Genomic DNA, 22,634 nt, shown 5'->3' with positions numbered 1-22,634 from the left:
CCACAAGGCCCAGCCATGGCAGACGCACCCCGCAACCCCGGCCAGGAGGCCGAACACACCTTGCGGCGAGTCACCGTAGCGGTGGCCATCACCCCGCTGCTGCTCGTCTCCGCCATCCTTTTCTACGCCTACGACATCATCTACCGGGGGACCGTCCTCGACCACCTGCGCACCCAGGCCTTGCGCCACGCCCAAATCATCGACCGCTTCCTGGAGGAGCGCGCCGCCACGCTGCGCCTCGAGGCCCACAGCGCCCCCGTGTCTCGCCTCGCCGACACCCGCTATCTCGAAGCGCGTCTGACCGCCCTCAACGATGCCTTCGGCCCCATGTACACCGACCTGGGGATCATCGATCCCCAAGGACGGCAAGTGGCCTATGCCGGCCCGCCCCAGTTTCACCGGACGTCCTACGCCGACGCACCGTGGTTTGCCCTTGCCAAAGACCAAGAGACGTTCGTCTCCGACGTCGCCCTCGGGGCCCGGCGCAGCCCGCATTTCTTCGTGACCGTGCGCCTTTGGGACGCCGAAAAAAGGCCCTGGCTGCTGCGGGCCGCCATCGATTTCGGCAAATTCAACGCCCGGGTGCGGGAGATCCGTCTGGGGCGCACGGGCAAGGCCTTTATCATCAACCGCAGCGGCGCCTTCCAGACCGACGCCGGCGACGCCTCGTCCCTACCGCCCAATGTGCTCACCGCCCTGGTGCTCCGCGACCTTGCCGCTGACCAAGCCATCGTGCTCGAGGGCGACAACACCCAGGGCATCGCCTCCCTGGTCTGCGTTGCTCCCCTCAAAGGCGGCCAGTGGCTGCTCATCCTCCAGCAGGAACGCTTCGACGCCTTGCGACCGCTGTATCTCGCCCGCATCGCGGCCATGACTACCGTCACCCTGGGCATCATCGCCATCATCACGGTCATCCACCTGGTCGCCGGCCGTATGGAACGCCGCCTCGGCGCCGCCTACGCCCTCCAGGAGCGCCTCCAGCAGCAAATCGTGGAAAAAAGCAAACTCGCCGCCATTGGCGAGCTCGCCGCCGGGGTCGCCCACGAAATCAACAATCCCGTGGCCATCATGATGGAAAACGCCGGATGGATTGCAGACCTTCTGGAGGGGGACGACCTCCACCGCCCCGAGACCCTCAAAGAAATCCGTAATTCCGTCCAAGAGATCACCACCCAGGGCCGCCGCTGCCGGGAGATCACCCACAATCTATTGAGCTTTGCCCGCAAGACCAACACTGCGGGCCAGCCTGTGGATTTGGGCCCCCTCATCCAAGAAATCGCCTCCCTCATCCGCGCCCGGATCTACCAGCGCGGCATGACCCTTACCCTCGATCTGCACGACGCGCCTCCAGTCCTCGCTTCGGCCACGGAAATCCAGCAGGTGCTCCTCAATCTCCTCAATAACGCCATGGACGCCATCGATCACGACCACGGCGCCATCGTGGTCCGGCTCTTTTCCCAGGAGGGGCATGCAGTGATCGAAGTGGAAGACAATGGCCAGGGGATTGCGCCGGAACACCGCCAGCGCATCTTCGAGCCCTTCTTCACCACCAAGCCCGTGGGCAAGGGCACGGGCCTGGGGCTTGCCATCTGCTACGGCATCGTGCGCAACCTCGACGGCGACATCGAAGTAGAAAGCGAACCAGGCCGAGGGACCACCTTCCGCATCCGCATCCCGCAGGCTCCCCATGCATAAAAAAACCCGGCGCACGGCCGGGCGGAAACGTCCTCGCCAAGGCAGCCTAGCGCTGGTCGAAGGCGTTTTTGTGTTTGATATTGATGCCTTTGACAATAAAGACCACTGACTCGCAGATATTGGTCACCAGGTCGGCGATGCGCTCCAAATGGCGGACAATGAGGATGGTATGCACGGACCGCTCGATGGCCGGCGTCTCGTGGAGCATGTATTCGATGACCTCACGCATGTTGCGATGGTTGAGGGTATCGATCTCCGCATCGCAGCGCCACACATCCAGGGCCAAATCCGTATCCCCGCGCACAAAGGCTTGCGTGGCGCGACGCAGCATGGCCAGGGCGCGCTCGCCCATGTGCTCGATGGGTTTTTGGAAGGGAAGCGGCGGCCGCGCGCTCAAAATCATGGCCCGCTCCGCAATATTGACGGCTTCGTCGGCGATGCGCTCCAAGTCGACACTGATGCGCATGCAGCCCAGCACAAAGCGCAAGTCGCTGGCCACAGGCTGCTCCAAGGCGAGGAGCTTGAGACCGATCTCGTCGATGGCCACCTCCAAGGCATTGACCTCGGCGTCGCCGTCCACCACAGCCTCGGCCAAAAATTCATCCCGCGCCACATAGGCTTGGATCGCCCGCGTCACCGCAGCCTCGGCCAAATTCACCATATGCAGCACCTGCAGGCGCAGGCGCTCCATTTCCTCGTGCAGATGCGTGGTCATGAATCCTTCCTCCGTCCGGCCTACCCAAAGCGGCCGGTGATGTAATCTTCGGTCTGCGCATTGGCGGGCCGGGTGAAAATCTGCTCGGTATCGCCCACTTCGATGAGCCGGCCCATGTAGAAGAAGGCCGTGCGGTCCGAGACCCGGGCCGCCTGCTGCATGGAATGCGTCACGATAACGATGGTAAAACGCTGTTTGAGCTCGTGGATGAGCTCTTCGATCTTCTGAGTGGCGATGGGGTCCAAGGCCGAAGCCGGCTCGTCCATGAGCAACACTTCCGGCTCCACGGCCAGAGCGCGGGCGATGCAGAGTCGTTGCTGCTGCCCCCCGGAAAGCCCCAAGGCCGAAGCGTGCAAGCGGTCTTTCACTTCATCCCACAAAGCGGCCAGGCGCAGGCTCTCTTCCACCCGCTGGGCGATAAAGGCCTTGTCACGGACGCCGTTGACGCGCAACCCATACGCCACGTTGTCGAAGATGCTCTTGGGGAAAGGGTTGGGCTTTTGAAAGACCATGCCCACCCGGCGGCGCAAGGTCACCACGTCCACGGCTGGGCCGAGGATGTCTTGCCCGTCCATGGTGAGCTCCCCCGTAGTACGGGTGCCGGCAATGAGGTCGTTCATGCGGTTGAGGCAGCGCAGGAAGGTGGACTTACCGCACCCCGACGGGCCGATGAGGGCCGTGGCCTGACGGGCGTACATATCCAACGAGATATCAAAGAGCGCCTGCGCCTCGCCGTAGTAGAAGTTCAGGTGACGGGCGGCGATTTTCACGTGGGTATTCATGGGGGTGTCACACTCCGGCTAAAGGCAATGTGATGGTGAAGCGGGCGCCGGAGCCTTGTCCGGGCACCGGACTCTGGGCCACGATGGCCCCGCCAAGAAGCTGCAAGAGGTGCCGACAGATGGCGAGCCCGAGTCCCGTACCGCTCACCGTGCGGCTGCGGTCCTTTTCCACACGATAGAACCGCTCGAACACCCGGTCCACGTCCTCGGCCGGGATACCTGGACCGTTGTCGTCCACATGCACTACAAGCACCTCTGCCTGGGTTTCAGCATGGATCCGCACCAAGCCCCCTGGCCGGGGCACATACTTGAGGGCGTTTTCCAAGACATTGCGAAAAACCTGCGTCAAAGACTCCGGATGTCCCTGCACCAAAGGGACGGCATCCAACGCCACGTCCAGCGCGACCCCATCGGGCACCGGAAGTTCCTTCCAGGCCGCAGCCACTACGGCGTCCAGGGCGACAGGCGCAAGAGACATGGGTACCCGCCCATGCTCCAGACGGGAGAGCTGGAGCACGTCCTCCACCAGGGCGTGCATGTGGTTGGCATTGCGCACGATGGTCTCCACAAATCCCCGCACCGGCTCCGTGGCGCACGCCTCCAGCCCCAGCAGGGTTTCGGCGTAGCCTTTGATGGAGGTCAGTGGGGTGCGCAGTTCATGGGAGACGTTGGCCGCAAAATCCCGACGGACCTGCTCCGCCCGCTTGATGGCGGTGATGTCGTGAAAGAGAAGGATGACCCCGATATCGGGATCTTCGGGCACCGGCACCAAGGAAACGTCGAAAATGCGCCCGGCCATGGTCGCCTCCACCTTGAGCGGCCTGTCCTCGCCGCGCGTACGCCGGGCAAGGACTTCCTCACAGCCCTGCTGCAAGGCAGGTTCCAAGGTCAGCTCCAGAATCTGTCGGCCCACAAAGGATTCAAGGTCCGCAAACAGCTCCCGGGCCGCAGGATTGCCCCGCACGATGCGGCCGTGGCCATCGAGCACCACAACCCCGGCTCGCATACCGTTGAGCACCGCCTCCAGCTCGCGGCCCTGTTTGAGCACGGTAGCCAAATGGGTTTGCACCCGAGTGGCCATGGCATTGAAGGCGCGGATCAGCGGAACAAGCTCCTCCAGGGCCGCTTCGTCGTCCAACCGCGGCGCGGCGTTGTCGCCCACCCGGGCCATCTCCTGACTGATGGTGCCGATGGCCCTTTGCAGGGAGCGAGCCACCAGGGCCACCCCCACCAACGCCAGGACAGCCACCACGGCAAAAACCCCCATGGCCTGCCCCTGCGCTTGGGCCACAATCCGCCCCACATTCCCGTACGCCACGGCCAAACGCAACACCCCGGCGGGGAGCCCTCCCGTCGCGGGCATGACCACCGCTGCGTACACCATATCCTGACGCAACGTGTCACTTGCACGTATGGCCACTCCCGTGCCGGAGGACAGGGCCTTCACGATCTCGGGCCGGGTACCGTGGTTTTCCAATTTGCGCGCAGTCTCCAAGGGAAGAGACGTATCGAGCACCACCGCGCCCCGCCGCTCCACGTAGGTGATGCGTGCATCCAGATCCACGGCCACCGCACGCAAGATTTCGTCCGCCACCTCCACCGAGGACGGGGCCAAGCGACGCAGCATGGCCGCCACAGCCTGGACCTCCTGCCGCGCCCGCAAAATCGTTTCCGCCTCCATTTGCGGAAGCACGGTGCGATCCATGAGCAACGCCACCATTACTCCCGCCCCAAGCACAATACCCAGGCCGGCAACCCACAAACGGCCCCGCACCGACTGCCACAATCTCATGCGCCCTCCTTCGCCCGCTGCAGGCGATACCCGATCCCGCGCACGGTTTCGATGAGGTCGGCATACGGTCCCATCTTGCGGCGCAGCCGGCGCACGTGCGTATCCACGGTGCGGGAATATCCCTCGAACTCATAGCCCCATACCGTAGAGAGCAAATGTTCCCGGGAGAGGGCCTTGCCCTCGCGGTGCACAAGCTCGGCCAGCAAGGCGAACTCGGTGCGGGTCAGGTGCACATCCTCGCCATCCACGTAGAGGATGTGCGCCTCGAAATCGGCCACCAGCCCGTCGCGCTCCCACCGCTGAGGCGCCCCGGTATGGACAGCACGGCGGCGCAGCACGTTTTTGATGCGCAGCATGAGCTCCCGCGGGCTGAAGGGCTTGACCACATAGTCCTCGGCCCCCAGTTCGAAGCCCAATACCCGGTCCACCTCGTCCCCCCGAGCGGTGAGCATGATGATGGGGATATGATCGGTCTCCGGAGAACTCTTGAGTGTTTTGCACACCTCAAGGCCGCTCATACCCGGAAGCATGAGATCCAAAAGAATGAGACTCGGACGCTCGCTTTGCGCCAGACGCACGCCGGTCTTGCCGTCGCGGGTAACGGTGCACCCATAGCCTGCGGCCTTGATATGGAAAGCCAAGAGGTTGGCGATGTCCGCGTCGTCCTCAATCACCAAAATATTATCGGCCATGATCCTCCCCTATGTGGTTGCGGCCGCTGTGGTGCCATATTCTCGTCACGAACCCGAGGCGGTTTTGTGACAGGCCTGCAACAAAGCACCTTGTGACGCAAGCGTCCTGAGGTCTTCGTGTCCTGAGGTCTTCGCCAAAACGTCACACTCCCTGACCGAAGCACACACGTCATCTTTGCAGGAGGTCTCTTTCCGATGCTCGCATCCACCTTTACCGGTACAAACCAGGCCCTGTCCGTTCAGGTGCACATCCCCCAGCACAGCCTCTTTCGCCGCATCCTTCATGGGCGGCAGATCCACTGCCTGTACCAACCCATCTTCGATCTGCGCACTGGCGCGGTCTTTGCCTGGGAGGCCCTCGCCCGCGGCCCCAAGGACAGCCCCCTCCATTCTCCCATGGAACTCTTCTGCGTTGCAGAAAAATGCGGCCAGCTCTTTGCCCTGGAGCAGGTGTGCCGCGCCCAGGCCATCGCCCAGGTCGGAAGACTGGCCCCCAACCAGAATCTCTTTCTCAACATCCATCCCCGCACCATCGCAGACCCCCAATTCACCCCAGGCACCACGCGGGAACTCTTGGACGCCGCACACATCGCTGCCGAGCAGGTGGTCTTCGAGATCACCGAGCGCCATGCCATCCAGGATGTGGAGCTCCTCCAAAAGACTCTGGAGCACTACCGCAGCCAGGGCTTCCGGGTGGCGGTGGACGACGCCGGCGCCGGACACTCGGGGCTCGCCACCATCGCCGCCTTGCGGCCGGACTTCATCAAGATCGACATGGGGCTGGTGCGCGACGTGGACAAAGATCCAGTGCGCCGCGCCCTCATGGAGACCATGGTCACCTTCGCGGAAAAAATCGGCGCCCACATCGTAGCCGAAGGTATCGAGCGCAAAGGCGAAATCTCGACCCTCATGGACATCGGCGTGGGCTTCGGACAGGGCTATTTTCTCGGCCGCCCCTGCTTTCCCAAAAACGAAGTCGGGATCGACATCCGGGATATGGCTCCGCCGCGGATACGTCTCGCCGCCCGCATGGCGTGCTCCGCGCCCATCGGCCGGATTGTGCAGCCTGTCCTCACCGTCACCCCCGACACCAAGGTGTCCGAGGTGCAGCGTCTTTTGCACCGCACCGCCGCCCATGCCGTGGTCGTGGCGGATCAAGAAAGCCGTCCCGCGGGCCTGGTCATGGCCCATGGCCTGGACCGCCATTTGGCCTCCCTCTACGGCCGCCCCCTCTACGCCGACAAACCCATCACCAGCATCATGGACAAGGCCCCCTTGGTGGCCGACGAACAAGAGCCCGTGGAGATCGTCGCCCAGCGCGCCCACGGCCGCGCCGCCATCAAGGTGTACGACGACGTCATCGTGACCTCGCAAGAGCGGGTGCTGGGCACCGTCACGGTGCACGACATGCTCCAATCCTTGGCCCAGGTGCAGGTGGAGATGGCCAAGGGAGTCAACCCCCTCTCCGGGCTGCCGGGCAACGTGGCCCTGGAAAAAGAGCTGGAGCTGGCCCTGCGCCGAGACAATCGCATCTGCCTCATGTACGCCGACCTGGACAACTTCAAGATCTACAATGATGTCTACGGATTTCAGAAAGGCGACCAGATCATCTTGCTCCTCGCCCGCATCCTGACCTGGGCCATTGGCCGGCATGGCAGCCCAAGGGATTTTCTTGCCCACGTGGGGGGCGACGACTTCGTGGCCATCGTGGACCCTGCCCGGGCGGATCGCATCGGCAAGGCGGTGGTGCGCTGCTTCCGGCGTTTGGCGCCGCTCCACTACACCCCCGAAGACCGGGCCCGCGGCTGGATTTTCGGCAAAGGCCGCGACGGCCAGGAGCGGCAATTTCCCTTGGTATCGGTCTCCATCGCCATTGTGGAACAGCGCTGCCAAGGCTGTACCTTGCAAACCCTAAGCGAGACCGCAGCCCAGGTGAAAGGCTACGCCAAGTCGCTGCCCGGAAGCGTCTGCGTCCGCGACCGGCGCGCGCGATAAAAAATCTCCCCGGCCCGCCCACCGGACCGGGGAGGAGGCTTTGAGCAGTTGCTCCGTTCAGTCTCTAAAAGATGCCTGCAATGGACCGGGCCAAGCCGTCCTGCAAGGCTGGCAAGGCCTCCTCAAATTTGAGGTTCACCTTGTTGGCCGAGGAAGCGATCCGCGTCTGGTACCGCTGGCGGTTGCTCGTCTTCTGGATGGACTGACTCACCGTGGTGCCCTTGCCCTTGGACAAGTTGGCCTGCTGGCTCTCATACACCTTGTCCGAGGTTTTCTCCGAAACCATGACATCGGTGATCACCGAAAAGGTGACATCCTTGACCATGGATCCAGCCACCACTTCCGCCGCCTCGCCCACAAGACCACCGATGACACCACCATACAGCGCCCCGCTGGTCTTTCCCGTAGTGGCGCCAATAGCAGCTCCGGCCAGCCCGCCGGCCAATGCCCCGCCATAGCCGCTATACACCGAAGTGCGCAGGGCCGACGGGTCGGCCTGGCCGACCTGTAAGATATTGGCCTGGAGGATATAGCTTGCTGCGTCCGGATTCTGCACCACGGTATACCCGCGTTGCGTCAGCCTGGCGGTCACCGGACCTAAGAGATCGAAGTCCTTGTCCGAAGAATTGCGGATATCCACATACACCGTGCGCGGCAGGTTCTTTTCCACATCCAAAAAGATGGTGTCCGACATCAAGGTCTCGACCTTGAGATCCTTTTTCTCGATGGCCACCTGCGTGGCCGCGCACCCCCACAAAAGCCCCACCATAATCAGCGACAACACCCAACGCATAGATCGTCCTCCTCTAAAGGAAAAAATTACCAGAAAAGCCTCCGGACGTCTCTTAACAAACCGAGGACTCCTCCCGCAAGTACGGACCGAAACAACAACCGTCGCATCTGTCACCAACTTGTCACCAAGAGACCGCACCGCTGTCACAAGCCCTGCGTACATCCTTCCCCAGCCATTCACCCCAAACCCATGACACGGAGGACAACACGATGCGTGGATTTTGTAAGGTACTTCTTGCCGCGGCCCTCTTCGTGGCCAGCACCGGCCTGGCTCAGGCGCGGGATCAGGTGAAAATCGTGGGATCGTCCACGGTATTTCCCTTTTCCAGCTTTGTGGCCGAAGAGCTCGGCGCCACAGGCAAATTCAAGACCCCGGTGGTGGAATCCACGGGCTCGGGCGGCGGTCACAAGCTCTTTGGCGCGGGCATGGGAGAAAACACCCCGGACATCGCCAACTCCTCGCGCCGCATGAAACGCTCGGAGTTTGAGCGGGCAGAACAAAACGGAGTGACGGACATCTCCGAGGCCCTCATCGGCTTTGACGGCATCGTGATCGCCCAAAACAAGGACGACGCGCCCCTCAAGCTCACCCTGGAGCAGCTCGCCCTGGCCACCATCGCCGAGGTCCCCAAAGACGGCAAGCTCGTCCCCAACCCGTACACATCCTGGGATCAGATCAGCCCGGATCTGCCCAAACGCCCCATCGTCATCTACGGTCCGCCCACGTCTTCGGGCACCCGGGACGCCTTTGAAGAACTGGTGATCGAAAAGGTGGCCCACAAACTGGGCAGCTACGAAAAGGGCTACAAAAAGGTCCGTCAGGACAGCGCCTACGTGCCTGCCGGCGAAAACGACAACCTCATCGTCCAAAAGCTCGCCAAGGACAAAAACGCCGTGGGTATTTTTGGCTACAGCTTCCTTGAGGAAAACCAAGATACCATCCAGGCCGCGACCATCGATGGCGTAACTCCCAGCCTCGATACCATCGCCCAAGGCACCTACCCCATCTCCCGATCCCTGTACTTCTATGTGAAGAACGCCCACTACGATAAGATTCCGGGGCTCAAGGAGTACGTGGAGCTCTTCATGAGCGAGCGCATGATCGGCGACAAAGGGGCCCTCAAGCGCATCGGCCTCGTGCCCCTGCCCGCGGACGTGCGGGAAAAGGCCCGGCAGAAGGTGCTGAACCGGGTGAAGCTGACCAAGGACGAACTCCAGTAACCACACGCAACACGCGGGAAGGCTCGGCCCTTCCCGCGTGCTTGGGGCAATCACCGTGACGCAAACACTGACCATCGTGCTTTTTTTGGGACTCATCCCCTTAGCAGCCTTTGGATACCGACTCGGCCGGGGCAAGCGCCTGGCCCAAAGCGCGACGCCGTCCCCCTTTGCTGGCTCTGCCGGCATTTTTGGTTGGTATGCCGTGCTCGGGGCTGCCAAACCTGCGCTCGCCATCAACCTTGCGGCCCTTGGCCTCTACCTTGCCGGCATCCTCTCCATCCCCATGCCGGTGGTCGCCGCCTCCACCGTGGTCGCCGCAATGGTGGGGCTTTTCCTCGCGCTCCGGGCCATCCAGCCCCACTTTCGGGCCCGGGAAGCCATCGAGAAGACGATTCAGCGTATGCTCTTCGTGGCCTCGCTGATCTCCATCCTCACCACCATAGGCATTGTGGCTTCAGTGATCTTTGAGGCCATCCACTTTTTTCGGCTGGTGTCTTTGTGGGAGTTCATCACCGGCACCCAATGGAATCCGGACGACGCCCTGCGGCCCGACGGCACGGTGGACAGCAGTCTCTTCGGCGCAGTCCCGCTTTTTGCCGGAACGCTGCTCATCACCTGCATTGCCATGAGCGTGGCCATCCCGGTGGGACTTTTTTCCGCCATCTGCATGTCCGAGTACGCCTCGCCGCTCATCCGGCGCATCGCCAAGCCCACCTTGGAAATCTTAGCGGGCATCCCCACCGTGGTGTACGGCTTCTTCGCCGCCATCACCGTGAGCCCATTGGTCGTCGAGACCGCCGGCCGTTTGGGACTGCAGGCGGATTCCACCAATGCCTTGAGCCCCGGACTGGTCATGGGCATCATGATCATCCCCTTGGTTTCCTCCTTGGCCGATGACGTCATCAGCGCTGTACCGCAAAACCTGCGCGAGGGGTCCCTCGCCCTGGGGGCTTTCCCCAGCGAGACCATCAAGCGGGTCGTCCTGCCCGCCGCCCTACCGGGTATTGTCTCCGCATGCCTGCTCGCTGTCTCCCGCGCCGTGGGAGAAACCATGATCGTCGTCATGGCCGCGGGACTGCAGCCCGTGCTCTCGGCCAACCCCCTGCGGGGCATGACCACCGTGAACGTGCGCATCGTGGACGCCTTCACCGGCGATCAGGCCTTCGACAGCCCGGAAACCCTCTCCGCTTTCGGCCTCGGGCTTGCGCTGCTCGTCATCACCCTGGGGCTCAATATCATCTCCCTCACCGTGATCCGCAAATTCCGCCAACGCTACGAGTAATGCCATGACCCTGCCCACCGATCCCGCCCTTCATGCCCGCCGCAAGGCCAAAGAGCGCCGCTTCAAGACGATGTCCTACGCCGCCATCCTCGTGGCCGGCGTGTTTTTGGTCTTCTTTTTCGCCGATATCCTGCGCCAAGGGCTGCCTGCCCTCAAACAGGCGGAAATTTTGGTCCCCATCCACTTTACCCAAGATATTCTCGAGTACCCGGAAAGCGCTCTGCCTCCCGAATACGTGCCTTTGGTCAGCCGCGGAGTGGTGCGGCTTTTCCCCAACGAGCTCCACGCCACGCCGAAACTCTTGGGGAGCACGCAAGAACGCTGGGTGCTGGCCACGGCGGAAGTGGACCAGTTTCTCAAAGGAAAACCCAATCGCTTAAAGGCCAAGGAACAACGCACAGCAGAGCGCCTCCAGAGCGAAGGCCGCCTACGCCTTGCCTGGAATATTGGCTTTTTCACCAACGGCGATTCCAAGCTTCCGGAGATGGCGGGCGTCTTCGCCGCTGCCGTGGGCTCGGTGTATGTGCTTCTCGTCACCCTGGCCTTCAGCTTCCCCATCGGGGTCATGGCGGCAGTCTATCTGGAGGAATTCGCTCCCGATAACCGGCTCATGCAGATCATCGAGGTCAACATCAATAATCTGGCCGCCATCCCCTCTATCCTCTTTGGCCTTCTGGGGCTGGCCATCTTCATCCAATTCTTTGGCATCCCGAGATCTTCCAGCGTGGTGGGGGGGCTGACCTTAGGGCTTATGACGCTCCCGGTGATCATCATCGCCACCCGGGCCGCCATCCGCGCCATCCCCAGCGCCATTCGCGAAGGCGCCATGGCCCTGGGGGCCACCCGCTGGCAGGTGGTGTGGGACCACATCCTGCCGTTGGCGCTCCCCGGCATCCTCACAGGGACCATTATCGGCCTGGCCCGGGCCATTGGCGAGACCGCGCCCCTCATCTTGGTGGGTATGGTGGCCTTCATCCCCCAGCCGGCTGCAAGCTTTCTCGAAGCCACCAGCGTGCTGCCCGCCCAAATCTACACCTGGGCCTCGGACTCCCAGCGGGCCTTCGTGGAGCGCACCGCCGCCGGCATCGTGGTACTGCTCGTGATCCTGCTCTCCATGAACGCCCTGGCCATCTTTCTGCGCACCAAATACGAACGCAAATGGTAGCGCGCCGAAGATCGGAGCGCCATCTCCCCAGCGATAGCCTGACCATCAGGACCACGCGCTGACGCGTTGACGGAACCCGCGCAATCGGGAAACAGGGGGCTTGGGCCGCAAGCGCAATGAGCTGCGGGAAAGCCCCGCGGCGTTTTCCATCCCTACGCGGCGCAAGCGGGCACCACCAACGCCGCACGACACCATTCCCAAGCGGCCCCAGGGCCCTCAGAGACAGCACGCATGATTCCTCTTTTCGCGGTGATCTTCGGCATCGTCCTTTTGGTCTGGAGCGCGGATCGTTTTGTCACCGGAGCTGCGGCCTTGGCGTCGCATTTGGGGATGCCGCCGCTGCTTATCGGTATGCTTGTCATCGGCTTTGGCACCTCCGCCCCGGAAATGGTGGTTTCCGCCATCTCCGCCTGGCAAGGCAACCCAGGCATCGCCCTGGGAAACGCCTACGGCTCCAACATCGCCAACATTGCGTTGATTCTGGGGGTGACTGCACTCATGAGCCCCATCACGGTGCACTCCCAAGTGCTCCGCAAGGAACTGCCCCTACTCACTGCGGCCACGGCCCTGGCCGCGGGGCAACTATGGGACGGCGAGATCTCCCGTTTGGACGCCGGGCTCCTGCTTGCCGCCTTCGGGGGGCTTACGGCCTGGTCCATCTCCCAGGCACGACGATACACCCCAGACGCCCTGGGAGATGAAGTCGAGCAGGAGCTGGCGCACCCCATGCCCCTGCCGCGGGCACTCTTTTGGATCATGGTAGGGCTTTTTCTCCTGGTGGCGAGTTCCCGCGCCCTGGTGTGGGGGGCGGTGACCATCGCCCAAGAGCTCGGAGTCCCGGACTTCGTCATCGGGCTGACCATCGTGGCTCTTGGCACCTCGCTTCCCGAACTCGCCTCCTCCATCGTGGCGGCCCGCAAGCACGAACACGATCTCGCCCTCGGCAACGTGATCGGCTCCAACCTGTTCAACACCCTGGCGGTGGTAGGCATCGCCGGCGTCATCCATCCCCTGACCCCCGGCCCCGAGATCCTCCATCGCGACATGCCCGTCATGGGAGCCCTCACGCTCTCTCTGTTTGCCGTTGGCTATGGGCTACGCGGCCCCGGACGCATCAACCGTATGGAAGCCGCCGCCCTTCTTGGCTCCTACGCGGGGTATATCTTCTTCCTCATCCAGACGACGCTCCACCCCTAAGCGCCATTGCGGCGCACGCTTCTTCCTGGCGAGGATCAAAGCGCACGCCGCACCCGCGACCATAGGTCCCAGCCGCGCAGGGGCTTCATGTTCTTTGCTGCATGCTCGAAGCAATGCGCGCACCGACTTCCGCGTCGATACTCCGCCAATACTCCAAGGCCCGCTGCAAAACCGGGGCAGACACACCCCCTTTCAAGCTCCGCACCACGTTGGCCACCAGCCGCTCCCGCTGGGCGTCATCCATGACATGACGGATGAGCGCCCTGGGCTGGACGAAATCATCGTCCTGAGGGTGCTTGGAATAGGCCGCACGGACGAACTCGCCGCTGGCGCTCCACACGGCCTCTTCCGGATACCGTACGGCGTCGGCCACCGGGCCGCCTTTGGAGTTGGGCGCGTACGCCGGGTCCGCAGCGTTCACAACCCGCATGGCGCCGCCGCGGCCATAGCTGAACACCGGACATTTGGGCCGGTTGACGGGTATTTGCTGGTAGTTCACCCCAAGCCGTGCCCGGTGCGCATCCGCGTAGGCAAAAAGGCGCGCCAGCAGCATCTTGTCCGGACTCGGGCCGATACCCGGCACCAAATTGGCCGGATCAAAAGCCGCCTGCTCGATCTGGGAATGAAAGTCCTCCGGGTTACGGTCCAAAACGAGCTTGCCCACCTCATGCAAAGGATAATCGGCGTGCGGCCATACCTTCGTCAAATCGAATGGATTGAAGCGGTAGGCTGCGGCATCGTCAAAGGGCATGATCTGCACGAAGAGAGTCCAACTCGGGTACTGTTTGCGCGCAATGGCCTCAAAGAGGTCGCGACGGTGATAGTCTGGGTCTTCGCCCGCAATGCGGTCCGCCTCGTCTTGAGTGAGATTTGCGATTCCCTGGTCCGTCTTGAAATGGTACTTGACCCAAAAGCGCTCGCCCTGGGCATTCACCCACATGTAGGTATGGCTGGAATACCCGTTCATATGCCGATAACTCTTGGGGATACCCCGGTCACTGAAAAGAATCGTCACCTGATGAGCGGTTTCCGGAGAAAGGGTCCAGAAGTCCCATTGCATGTCGTTATCCCGCAGCCCATTGTCCACCCGACGCTTTTGCGAGTGGATGAAATCCGGAAACTTCATAGGATCGCGGATAAAAAAGACCGGAGTATTGTTCCCCACCATGTCGTAGTTGCCCTCCGGGGTGTAAAACTTGAGGGCAAACCCCCGCACGTCCCGCCAGGTGTCTGGACTGCCGCTCTCTCCCGCCACAGTGGAAAAGCGGGCGAGGACCTCGGTCCTGGCCCCCGGCTGAAACACCGCGGCCTTGGTGTAGGCGCGAACATCCTGGGTCACGAGAAAATACCCGAACGCTCCGGAGCCCTTGGCATGGGGTTGGCGGTCCGGGATCATCTCTCGGTTGAAACTCGCCAGCTTTTCAAGAAGATAGTAATCGTGCAGCAATACCGGACCATCTGGCCCCACGGTCAGGGAAAACTCATCGCTCGACACAGGAGCGCCGCTGGTCGTGGTCGTCCATTGACGCATCTCCTCGTTCATACCAACCTCACTTTTTCAAAATTCCAAAGAATTCAATCAAATATCCTAAGCCTCCAAAGACACTCCTCCTGCGTTATACACAAAAATAATGTCTCCGCAAAGGGACATGGTTTTATCTCCATCAAAAACACTCCACCTGTTTTCGCCGTCCACGTCTGGATCAAAGCCTTTAAACAATACGGAAGATGCGTGCATATGGGTCTTCACCGCGAAAAATGCATTGTCCGTCGGCACAATGACGACTTCGGCTTCAATGCGTGCTTTTCCCAGCAGGACAGCCATTTCTCGCTCAATGCTTTCCACGTCCGCCTTCCGTGGCACTGGACGAACAATCCGTAGGGGGCAGTCCCGCCACTCCCGGTTCTTTTTGAGCATGAAACAGAGCAGCAGTATCAGCTCACCGTTTTTGACCGAGTCCCACCAAACGGTAATTTCTCCGCCAGGGGACTTTGGGCATTCCTCTTCACATGCAGAAGCAACAACAATGAGACTGCGCCGCATATCTTTGGCGGTAGTGATCACATCCCAAAACATTGCTTCCTTGTCTTGATCTTCGCTCATCCCCAACAGCACGGTATTGGGCTTCATCCCTCCAATGCCATGACATTGAAGAAGACCCTTGAATGCCGAATGAAAATCTTCATCTGCAACCACAACAGGGAATGCGGGAAGATTTTCTTGGATAATGAATTTGCGCAGAATATTTTCCGCTTCTTCCCTATGTTTATGGAGTTGATCCAAATTTCCGGTAATGATTTGCGCGATGGACACAATGCCGCTATCCACCGCGAACCAACATGCATACTCCACGAGACGCAACCGCCGAAATGCCCCACCGCTGAGGACGAGAATGGATGGGCGCCAATTTTTCGGATGATAACGCTCCCGTTCGAGGCGAAGCAGTGCGTTGCGCGCGACCTGAAACGCAAGCCCTCCCGCAAGGTCACCCCACCGGACATTGATCTCGGAGCGAGCAATATAGAAAAAAACCACCGCTCCGAGCACCAGCGCCACTACGGCCCAAAGGGGATTCATCAGGAACATCACGCCAACGCATCCGAGATTACCAACAAAGGCAATGGACCAATGATTATAGCGGAATGTCGGGCGAAAACTGGGGTTATTGGAACGGCCCTCGTAGAAACAGGCCAAATTGACAGCCCCATAGGTAAGGAGGAAAAACATGGTGATGACGGGGGCAATGGCGTTGAGGTCCCCGGCCAAGACCCCAAGCTGGGCGATGAGAAAAGTGAGCACCGTTGCCCGGCGGGGCTCGCCGGCAGGAGCGCTGCCCTGCCCAAACCAGCGCAACCACGGGAAAACGCCATCCCGAGCAAAGGCCTGCAGGATACGGGGGGCGCCCATCATGCTCCCCAGGGCCGAAGACAACGTGGCGCAGAACACCCCGGCGTAGACGAGGGTAGAAGAATAGGCGTATTCTTGCATCACAAACCCTTCGCCCAAAAGCGCCGCACGCGGGACACCTGCCGCCAAGGCCACCGTGATGGCCACATAGATGAAACCGGAAAAACCAATGGCCGCAAAGGTGCCTCTAGGGATAGACCGGGCAGGTTCCTGCAAATCTCCCGACATGTTCACCCCGGTCATGATGCCGGTGACTGCTGGGAAAAAGATGGCGAAGACCGTGAAGAACGAATACGTGTCCGACCACTGCGGGGCCGCGTTGGATGCAAGCGTCTCCAGCGAACACGCTGGAAGCACGCCAGCGAAAAACGAAAGGATGGATACTACGAGAACGGCAAGTATTCCGTATTGGATTTTTATCGTCCACCCGGCACCGATATACACACACAAAAAAACTATAGTATTTGTAATGGTTGCGAATACACGAAAAGAAATCCCAAGATCTGGAAACGCATTGTATACCGCTTCGGTGAAACCAACAACATATAGCGTGACGGCGACGGCTTGCGCGATGAAGAAAAATATGGCGATGGCGCCGCCGAATTCGACGCCCAGGCTACGGCTGATCAGATAATAGGCGCCTCCGCCTTTCACCCGCATATTGGTCGCGATAGAAGATACGGAAAGCGCGGTAATGACGGAAATGGCTTTGGCGGCAGCAAGGATCAACAGCGCATTCCACAGGCCCGCATATCCCACAACCATAGGGAAGCGCAAAAACATGATCACGCCAAGAATGGTCAGCACACTGGGGGTAAACACCCCCCCAAACGTCCCGAACTTATGGGACTGCATGGCACCCATACCCAAGTCGGCCTCCGGTTGCCCACAACGGATCCTGTTTTTCCAATGGCATGCAGACGACTGCCTCCATGCCGCCCCAAATGTTCCCGCGTCCGCCCTGGTCTCTGGCCAAGGGACTTCGACGCCCTCCCTCTAGCGCACTGTTCTGGAACGTGTCTATACGGACTTCTCCATGCTTTGGACAAAAAACTCCATACACTCCCACAACCCATCCATACAGGCGTCCGCTCATGCGCCCCGCCTGGTGGTCCTCGGCCTCGACGGCGTCTCCGTACGCCTGGTGAAACGCTTGGCCGCCACAGGCCGCTTCCCTGCACTGGCGGAACTCGCCGCTCTGGCGCGGCCCATAGAGGCGCATCTCCCGGAACTCTCGCCGGTCAATTGGACGTCCTTCTCCACCGCTGCTCCGCCTGGAGAGCACGGCATCTACGGCTTCACCGACGTCGACCCCGCCACGGGCACGCTCTTCTTTCCCGATGCCCGTCACGTGCGTCGGCCCACCATCTTTGCCCGCCTCGGCGAGGCGGGATTTTTCCCCAAGGTCCTCAACCTGCCCGCCCTGGCCCCGGTGCAGCCGAGCCGTGCCGTCCTCGTAGCCGGATTTCCCGCCCAGGACCTGCGCCAGGCGGTATGGCCCTCACCGCTGGCCAACATCTTCGCCGCCCGAGGCTACCGCATCGAAGCCGACACCGAGCGCGGACTGCACGATCCCGCCGTCCTCCTCGATGACTTGCGAACGACCTTACGCAAACGCCGCGAGGCCCTGGCCCTGCTGTGGGACGATCTTTCCTGGGACCTCTTCGTGGTCGTCTTTACCCTGGTGGACCGCGTCGGTCACTTTCTCTACCCCGCCCTGGAGGAAGAGACGCATCCATGGCGAGGACTGTGTCTCTCGCTCATGGAGGATCTGGACGCAGCCGTCGGCGACGTCCTGGCGCGCTTTGCCGATCTCCAAGGGCCCAAGCGCCTCCTCGCCATGGCCGATCACGGGTTTACCACCCTGACCTGCCAGTGGGATCTCAATGCCTGGCTTGCGCACCAGGGGCTTCTGACCTACCGGCACCCGCCCGCCGGCCCGTGGGACACCGCCGCGGCCCTTACCCCATCCACCGCTGCCTTTGCCCTGGACCCCGGCCGCATCTATCTGCATACTCGGCGCCGCTTCGCCCACGGCAGGCTCTCCGATACCGAGGCGACCTCCCTCGGCCGTGAGATCGCCCACGCCCTACGAAGGGCCACCCACCACGGCCGCCCGCTCATCCAGGAGGTCTTCTTCGGTCCAGACCTCTATGGGCCGCAGGCCGTAGGACTCGTGCCGGACCTGGTGGTCCTGCCCGCCCCCGGGGTGGAGCTGCAGGGCAAAATGGGTGGCACTCAAATCGTGGGGCTAAGCCCCCGCCAGGGAGTACACAGCGCCCACGACGCCCTCTTTGCCGACACCTGGGGCGAGGAAGCGCGCTTCCCCAAGGATGTGGGCGAGTTAGTCGTGCGGCATTTTGGCCTTGCCACGCCGCCTGTACTTTCTCTGTAACCCTTTCGAACCCTATGCCCATCGACTACCACCGCGACCTCAACCCTGCCCAACTGCACGCCGCCACCACCCTGGACGGCCCGCTGCTCGTCATCGCCGGCGCGGGATCCGGCAAAACCCGTACCGTGGTCTACCGCCTGGCCCGGCTGGTGGAAAGCGGCGTGGAGCCGGGACGCATCGTACTGCTCACCTTTACGCGCAAGGCCGCGGCCAACATGCTCCACCGGGCGGCCGGCCTCGTGGGCCACGGCCTTGCCGCGGTACGCGGCGGGACCTTCCATTCCTTTGCCTACGGCATCCTGCGCCGCCACGCCGAACGCCTGGGGTATGCGCGGGGGATCACCATCCTCGATCACTCGGACACGGAAAGCCTCCTGGCCGAGGCCAAAGAACGGGCCAACGTCACCAGCAAAGACAAGCGCTTTCCCAAGCGCGGGACCATGGCGTCGCTCATCTCCCGCTGCCGCAACAAGGAGATCTCCCTGGAAGAAGCCCTGGCTCAGGACTATCACCTGCAGCAATTCCAGGACGACCTCGAGCGCATCTTCGCGGCCTACACCCAGCTCAAGCGCCACTACGGAGTGATGGACTACGATGACCTGCTCTTCGAGCTGGAACGCCTCCTCACCGAGCACGCCGACATCCGGACCCACCTGGCGCAGTCCATCTCGCACGTGATGGTGGACGAGTACCAGGACACCAACCGCGTCCAGGCCCGCCTCACGCGGCTCCTCTTCGCGCCCGAAAACCCGACGCCCAACATCATGGCCGTGGGCGACGACGCCCAGTCCATCTACGCCTTCCGCGGGGCGGACGTGCGCAATATCCTCGAGTTTCCGCGCATCTATCCCGGGGCCACCGTGGTCAAGCTGGAGCAAAACTACCGCTCCACCCAGCCCATCCTGGGGCTCGCCAACCACCTGCTCACCGGGTTCCGCAACGCCTACGCCAAGAACCTCTTTTCCCTGCTGGAGGATTCCCGGCCGCCGCTATGGGTGCGCACCCTCACCGACCGCACCCAGGCGGCCCTGGTGCGGGCCTGCATCCAGGACTGGGCAGGAGAAATCCCCCTGACGGAAATCGCGGTGCTCTTCCGGGCCGGCTACCAGTCCTACCACGTGGAACTGGAGCTCTCCAAGGCCGGGATCCCCTTTCGCAAGTACGGCGGCATGCGCTTTGCCGAGGCCGCCCACATCAAGGATGTGCTCGCCTTCTTGCGTGTAGCCGACAACCCCGCCGACGCCCCGGCCTGGCAGCGCTTGCTGGCATTGATCCCCGGCGTTGGCCCCAAGACTGCAGCGCGCATCACCAACGCCATTCTCACCGCAGACAGCGCCGCCCTGCACAAAATGACCGCCACCCGCCCCATGCTGGCGGAAGTGCTCGCCCTCACCGATGCCCTGCGGGATATGGACGCCCCCGCGCCCGCCCTGGAGCGTATCCTCGCTTTCTACCACCCGGTGCTCCGGGAAACCCACCCTGACGACTACCCCCGTCGCGAGGCCGGCCTGGAAGAATTGCTCCACATCGCCCAAGGCTACACGTCCCGGACCGATTTTTTGAGCGATGTCACCCTGGAGACTCCTGAACCCCACGAGGCCGACGACGAGGCCGTGACCCTTTCCACCGTGCACTCGGCCAAAGGGCTGGAATGGGACGCGGTCATCATCATCGACCTGGTGGAAGACCGGTTCCCGTCGCGCCACGCCCTGCTGGACGCCGACGCCCTGGAAGAAGAACGCCGCTTGCTCTACGTGGCCTGCACCCGGGCGCGACGCCGACTTGCACTCTTCTCGCCGGAGGCCGTCACCACCCAGACAGGCACCATGCCCGCCCGGCCCTGCGCCTTCCTCGAAGACGCCCCGGAAGCCATCCTGGCCCGCACCCGTGAACGCCTTGCGCCTGCGCCCCCAGCGCCCGAGGAGTCTTCGCCGTCCGCCTCGCCCGCAGGCGCCATCCCCAAGGACGGCGGCTTTTGCCGACACAAAATCTTTGGCCGCGGCAAGATCGTCGCCGTGGTGCCGCCGGACAAGTACCGCATCCTCTTTCCTGGATTCGGCCTCAAACTCATCCTGCAAAACTACGTGGAGCTGGAAGCATGATCACGTGCCACTCTGTCGCCACCGTGCGCTCGCCCTACACCAGCCGCGAGCACACCCCACGCGCCGCAGGCCCGGATACCGCTGCGGCCTGGATCGAGCTCTCCTCCGAACTGGCCCCCGCCGCCCAGGAGATCACCCCCGGAGACCGGCTCATCCTCCTCACCTGGCTCCACCAGGCAGACCGTACGGTGCTTCGCTGCCACCCCATGGCCGATCCGAACATCCCGGAGCGCGGCGTCTTTCTCACCCGCTCTCCAGACCGGCCCAACCCCATCGGCATCCACCCGGTGACCGTGCTCCAGCGCCACGGCCTGCGCATCCTCGTGCATCCCTTGGAAGCCCTGGATGGCACCCCGATCCTGGACATCAAAAACGCCGACCGCCCCGGCCGCCGCGCCTTCGACCCCGCGCAGGCCATCATGGAATCCGGCCGCCGTGGCTGGCAGAGGGGACTTTTTCCCGGAGTCAGCGGCAATATCTCACTGCGCCTGGACCCCTCCACGGTGATGGTGACCGCCAGCGGCCGCGCCAAGGGCTTTCTCGCGCCCGAAGACCTCGCCGTGGTCGACCTTGCCACAGGAGCGCCCCGACGCGGCACTCCGTCCTCGGAGACCCCGGCCCACCTGGCCGTGTACCAACAGGTGCCCGAGGCCCGGGCCATCGTCCACACCCACCCGCCACGACTCACGGCCCTGATGCTCCAGGGAGGCTCCCCCACGGACCTGCCCCTCTTCGAGACCGAGCGCATCCGTTTGGAAGCCGTGCCCGCCCTGCCTCCGGGAAGCCCCCAGCTCGCCACGGCCGTGGCGCAAGCCGCCCAAGCTGCACCCGCCGTATTCCTCCACCAGCATGGGCTGCTGTGCTGGGGGGAGAGTCTTGATGCGGCCATGGCGCTGACGGAAGAGCTCGAACACCTGGCGCAGGTGGCCTTGGACGTGCGGCGCGTGCATCCAACTTTTCCGACAGCACCATGACGAACGAACCGTCCACTCTCCTGCGCTGCCTGGTGGCTGACGACGAACCCCCCGCCCGGGACGAACTGGTCTGGGTGCTTTCGCGCATCCCCGGCGTGGAGGTGGTCGGCGCCGCGGCCTCGGCCGCCGAGACCATACAGCTGGTCCAATCCACCACCCCAGACGCCATCTTTCTCGACATCCACATGCCCGGGGCCCATGGTCTGGACCTTTGCCAGACACTGCGCCAGCTTCCCCACGCTCCGGCGGTGGTGCTGGTCACGGCCTACAGCCAATTCGCGGTAGAGGCATTTGCAACAGAAGCCGTGGACTACGTGCTCAAACCCTTTGCCGAAGAGCGCATCGCCCAGGCAGTGGCCCGCATCCGCGCCCGGCGCGGCACTCCGACCTCCACACCCGACGCCCTGGGGCGCATCCTGGCCGCCTTGGAGGCCACCCGCCAGGAGATCTGCCGCAGCGGCGCGCGCGTCCCGGTGGAAAGCGGGGGGCGCATCCTGCTGCTTGCCCCCCAGGAGATCCTTTTTTGCCGCTGCGCGGACAAACGCATCATCATCCACGACCGCGACGACGCCTACCCGGCCTATGGAGCCGTCTCCCTGGACCGGCTGGAAACCCAGCTTACGCCCTACGGGTTCTTCCGCGCCCACCGCACCTTTCTCGTCAACCTGCAGCATGTACGCGCCTACTCCCCGTGGAAGGGAGGCCGCTACGTGCTCGTCATGGACGACGAAGCCCGGACCGAAATCACCGTGAGCCGTCTGCAGGCCCAAGAGTTCAAACGCCGTCTCCAGGTGCTCATCTAAAAAGACGACTCGTTCAACAGCGGCCGTCCATCCCTGAAGAACGACAGTTCAGCCTCCAAAAACGCCCTCTCGTCCACGCCCCCTTGTTTTTGTCCCCATCACTGCGCACAGACGCGCCATCGGA

At 62.6% G+C, this 22,634-nt stretch carries 17 protein-coding genes; 10 read left to right on the top strand and 7 right to left on the bottom strand.

Features of this window, described 5'->3' with window-relative positions; translation table 11 throughout:
* The first annotated feature begins 15 nt into the window (after positions 1-15).
* Positions 16-1,695, top strand: a complete 1,680-nt coding sequence (locus BR00_RS04735; RefSeq protein WP_496476466.1) for a sensor histidine kinase — start codon at positions 16-18, stop codon at positions 1,693-1,695.
* A 46-nt stretch (positions 1,696-1,741) separates the two neighbouring features.
* Here BR00_RS04735 and phoU read toward each other — a convergent pair whose 3' ends face one another.
* Genes phoU through BR00_RS04715 form a run of 4 tightly spaced genes read right to left on the bottom strand, consistent with a single transcriptional unit; the run spans position 1,742 to position 5,679 of the window.
* Positions 1,742-2,410, bottom strand: coding sequence for a phosphate signaling complex protein PhoU (gene phoU / locus BR00_RS04730; RefSeq protein WP_496476465.1), 669 nt, complete (start codon positions 2,408-2,410; stop codon positions 1,742-1,744).
* 20 nt (positions 2,411-2,430) lie between these two features.
* Positions 2,431-3,192, bottom strand: coding sequence for a phosphate ABC transporter ATP-binding protein PstB (gene pstB, locus BR00_RS04725; RefSeq protein ID WP_496476464.1), 762 nt, complete (start codon positions 3,190-3,192; stop codon positions 2,431-2,433).
* 7 nt (positions 3,193-3,199) lie between these two features.
* Positions 3,200-4,984: a sensor histidine kinase gene (locus BR00_RS04720; RefSeq protein WP_496476463.1), complete on the bottom strand. Its 1,785-nt coding sequence runs from the start codon at positions 4,982-4,984 to the stop codon at positions 3,200-3,202.
* Positions 4,981-5,679, bottom strand: coding sequence for a response regulator transcription factor (locus BR00_RS04715; protein WP_496476644.1), 699 nt, complete (start codon positions 5,677-5,679; stop codon positions 4,981-4,983). Before BR00_RS04715 ends, BR00_RS04720 begins: the two co-directional genes overlap by 4 nt.
* 192 nt (positions 5,680-5,871) lie before the next feature.
* Between BR00_RS04715 and BR00_RS04710 the strand changes: the two genes are divergently transcribed.
* A complete protein-coding gene (locus BR00_RS04710) occupies positions 5,872-7,671 on the top strand; it encodes a bifunctional diguanylate cyclase/phosphodiesterase (RefSeq protein ID WP_496476462.1) in 1,800 nt (599 codons plus the stop codon).
* Positions 7,672-7,735: 64 nt separating this feature from the next.
* Here BR00_RS04710 and BR00_RS04705 read toward each other — a convergent pair whose 3' ends face one another.
* Complete coding sequence (locus BR00_RS04705; RefSeq protein WP_496476461.1) at positions 7,736-8,464, bottom strand: complement resistance protein TraT; 729 nt, start codon at positions 8,462-8,464, stop codon at positions 7,736-7,738.
* Between the two features lie 209 nt (positions 8,465-8,673).
* Between BR00_RS04705 and BR00_RS04700 the strand changes: the two genes are divergently transcribed.
* The 4 genes from BR00_RS04700 (at position 8,674) to BR00_RS04685 (ending at position 13,328) form a co-directional block, all read left to right on the top strand.
* Positions 8,674-9,684: a PstS family phosphate ABC transporter substrate-binding protein gene (locus tag BR00_RS04700; protein ID WP_496476460.1), complete on the top strand. Its 1,011-nt coding sequence runs from the start codon at positions 8,674-8,676 to the stop codon at positions 9,682-9,684.
* Positions 9,685-9,733: 49 nt separating this feature from the next.
* Positions 9,734-10,966, top strand: a complete 1,233-nt coding sequence (gene pstC / locus BR00_RS04695) for a phosphate ABC transporter permease subunit PstC (RefSeq protein WP_496476643.1) — start codon at positions 9,734-9,736, stop codon at positions 10,964-10,966.
* A gap of 4 nt (positions 10,967-10,970) precedes the next feature.
* Positions 10,971-12,131, top strand: coding sequence for a phosphate ABC transporter permease PstA (gene pstA, locus BR00_RS04690; RefSeq protein WP_281750736.1), 1,161 nt, complete (start codon positions 10,971-10,973; stop codon positions 12,129-12,131).
* Between the two features lie 231 nt (positions 12,132-12,362).
* Positions 12,363-13,328, top strand: coding sequence for a calcium/sodium antiporter (locus tag BR00_RS04685; RefSeq protein WP_496476459.1), 966 nt, complete (start codon positions 12,363-12,365; stop codon positions 13,326-13,328).
* Between the two features lie 85 nt (positions 13,329-13,413).
* Here BR00_RS04685 and BR00_RS04680 read toward each other — a convergent pair whose 3' ends face one another.
* A complete protein-coding gene (locus BR00_RS04680) occupies positions 13,414-14,871 on the bottom strand; it encodes a catalase (protein ID WP_496476458.1) in 1,458 nt (485 codons plus the stop codon).
* 45 nt (positions 14,872-14,916) lie between these two features.
* A complete protein-coding gene (locus tag BR00_RS04675; RefSeq protein WP_496476457.1) occupies positions 14,917-17,100 on the bottom strand; it encodes an amino acid permease in 2,184 nt (727 codons plus the stop codon).
* Positions 17,101-17,272: 172 nt separating this feature from the next.
* On the opposite strand from BR00_RS04675, the gene BR00_RS04670 reads away from it, so the two are divergent.
* From BR00_RS04670 to BR00_RS04655, 4 genes are read left to right on the top strand one after another with little or no spacing between them, the layout of a single operon-like run.
* The gene (locus tag BR00_RS04670) at positions 17,273-18,631 is read left to right on the top strand and encodes an alkaline phosphatase family protein (RefSeq protein WP_496476456.1); all 1,359 of its coding nucleotides are present in this window, start codon (positions 17,273-17,275) and stop codon (positions 18,629-18,631) included.
* 14 nt (positions 18,632-18,645) lie between these two features.
* Positions 18,646-20,733 (top strand): ATP-dependent helicase, encoded by a 2,088-nt coding sequence (locus tag BR00_RS04665; protein ID WP_496476455.1) that lies wholly within the window; start codon positions 18,646-18,648, stop codon positions 20,731-20,733.
* Positions 20,730-21,707, top strand: a complete 978-nt coding sequence (locus BR00_RS04660) for a TrmO family methyltransferase domain-containing protein (RefSeq protein ID WP_496476454.1) — start codon at positions 20,730-20,732, stop codon at positions 21,705-21,707. The genes BR00_RS04665 and BR00_RS04660 overlap by 4 nt, the downstream gene beginning before the upstream one ends.
* Positions 21,704-22,510 (top strand): LytR/AlgR family response regulator transcription factor, encoded by an 807-nt coding sequence (locus tag BR00_RS04655; RefSeq protein WP_496476453.1) that lies wholly within the window; start codon positions 21,704-21,706, stop codon positions 22,508-22,510. Before BR00_RS04660 ends, BR00_RS04655 begins: the two co-directional genes overlap by 4 nt.
* The last annotated feature ends 124 nt before the right edge of the window (positions 22,511-22,634 follow it).

The sequence above is a fragment of the Thermodesulfomicrobium thermophilum DSM 16697 genome, from assembly GCF_059568695.1.
This window is presented reverse-complemented; position numbering and strand designations above follow the sequence as displayed.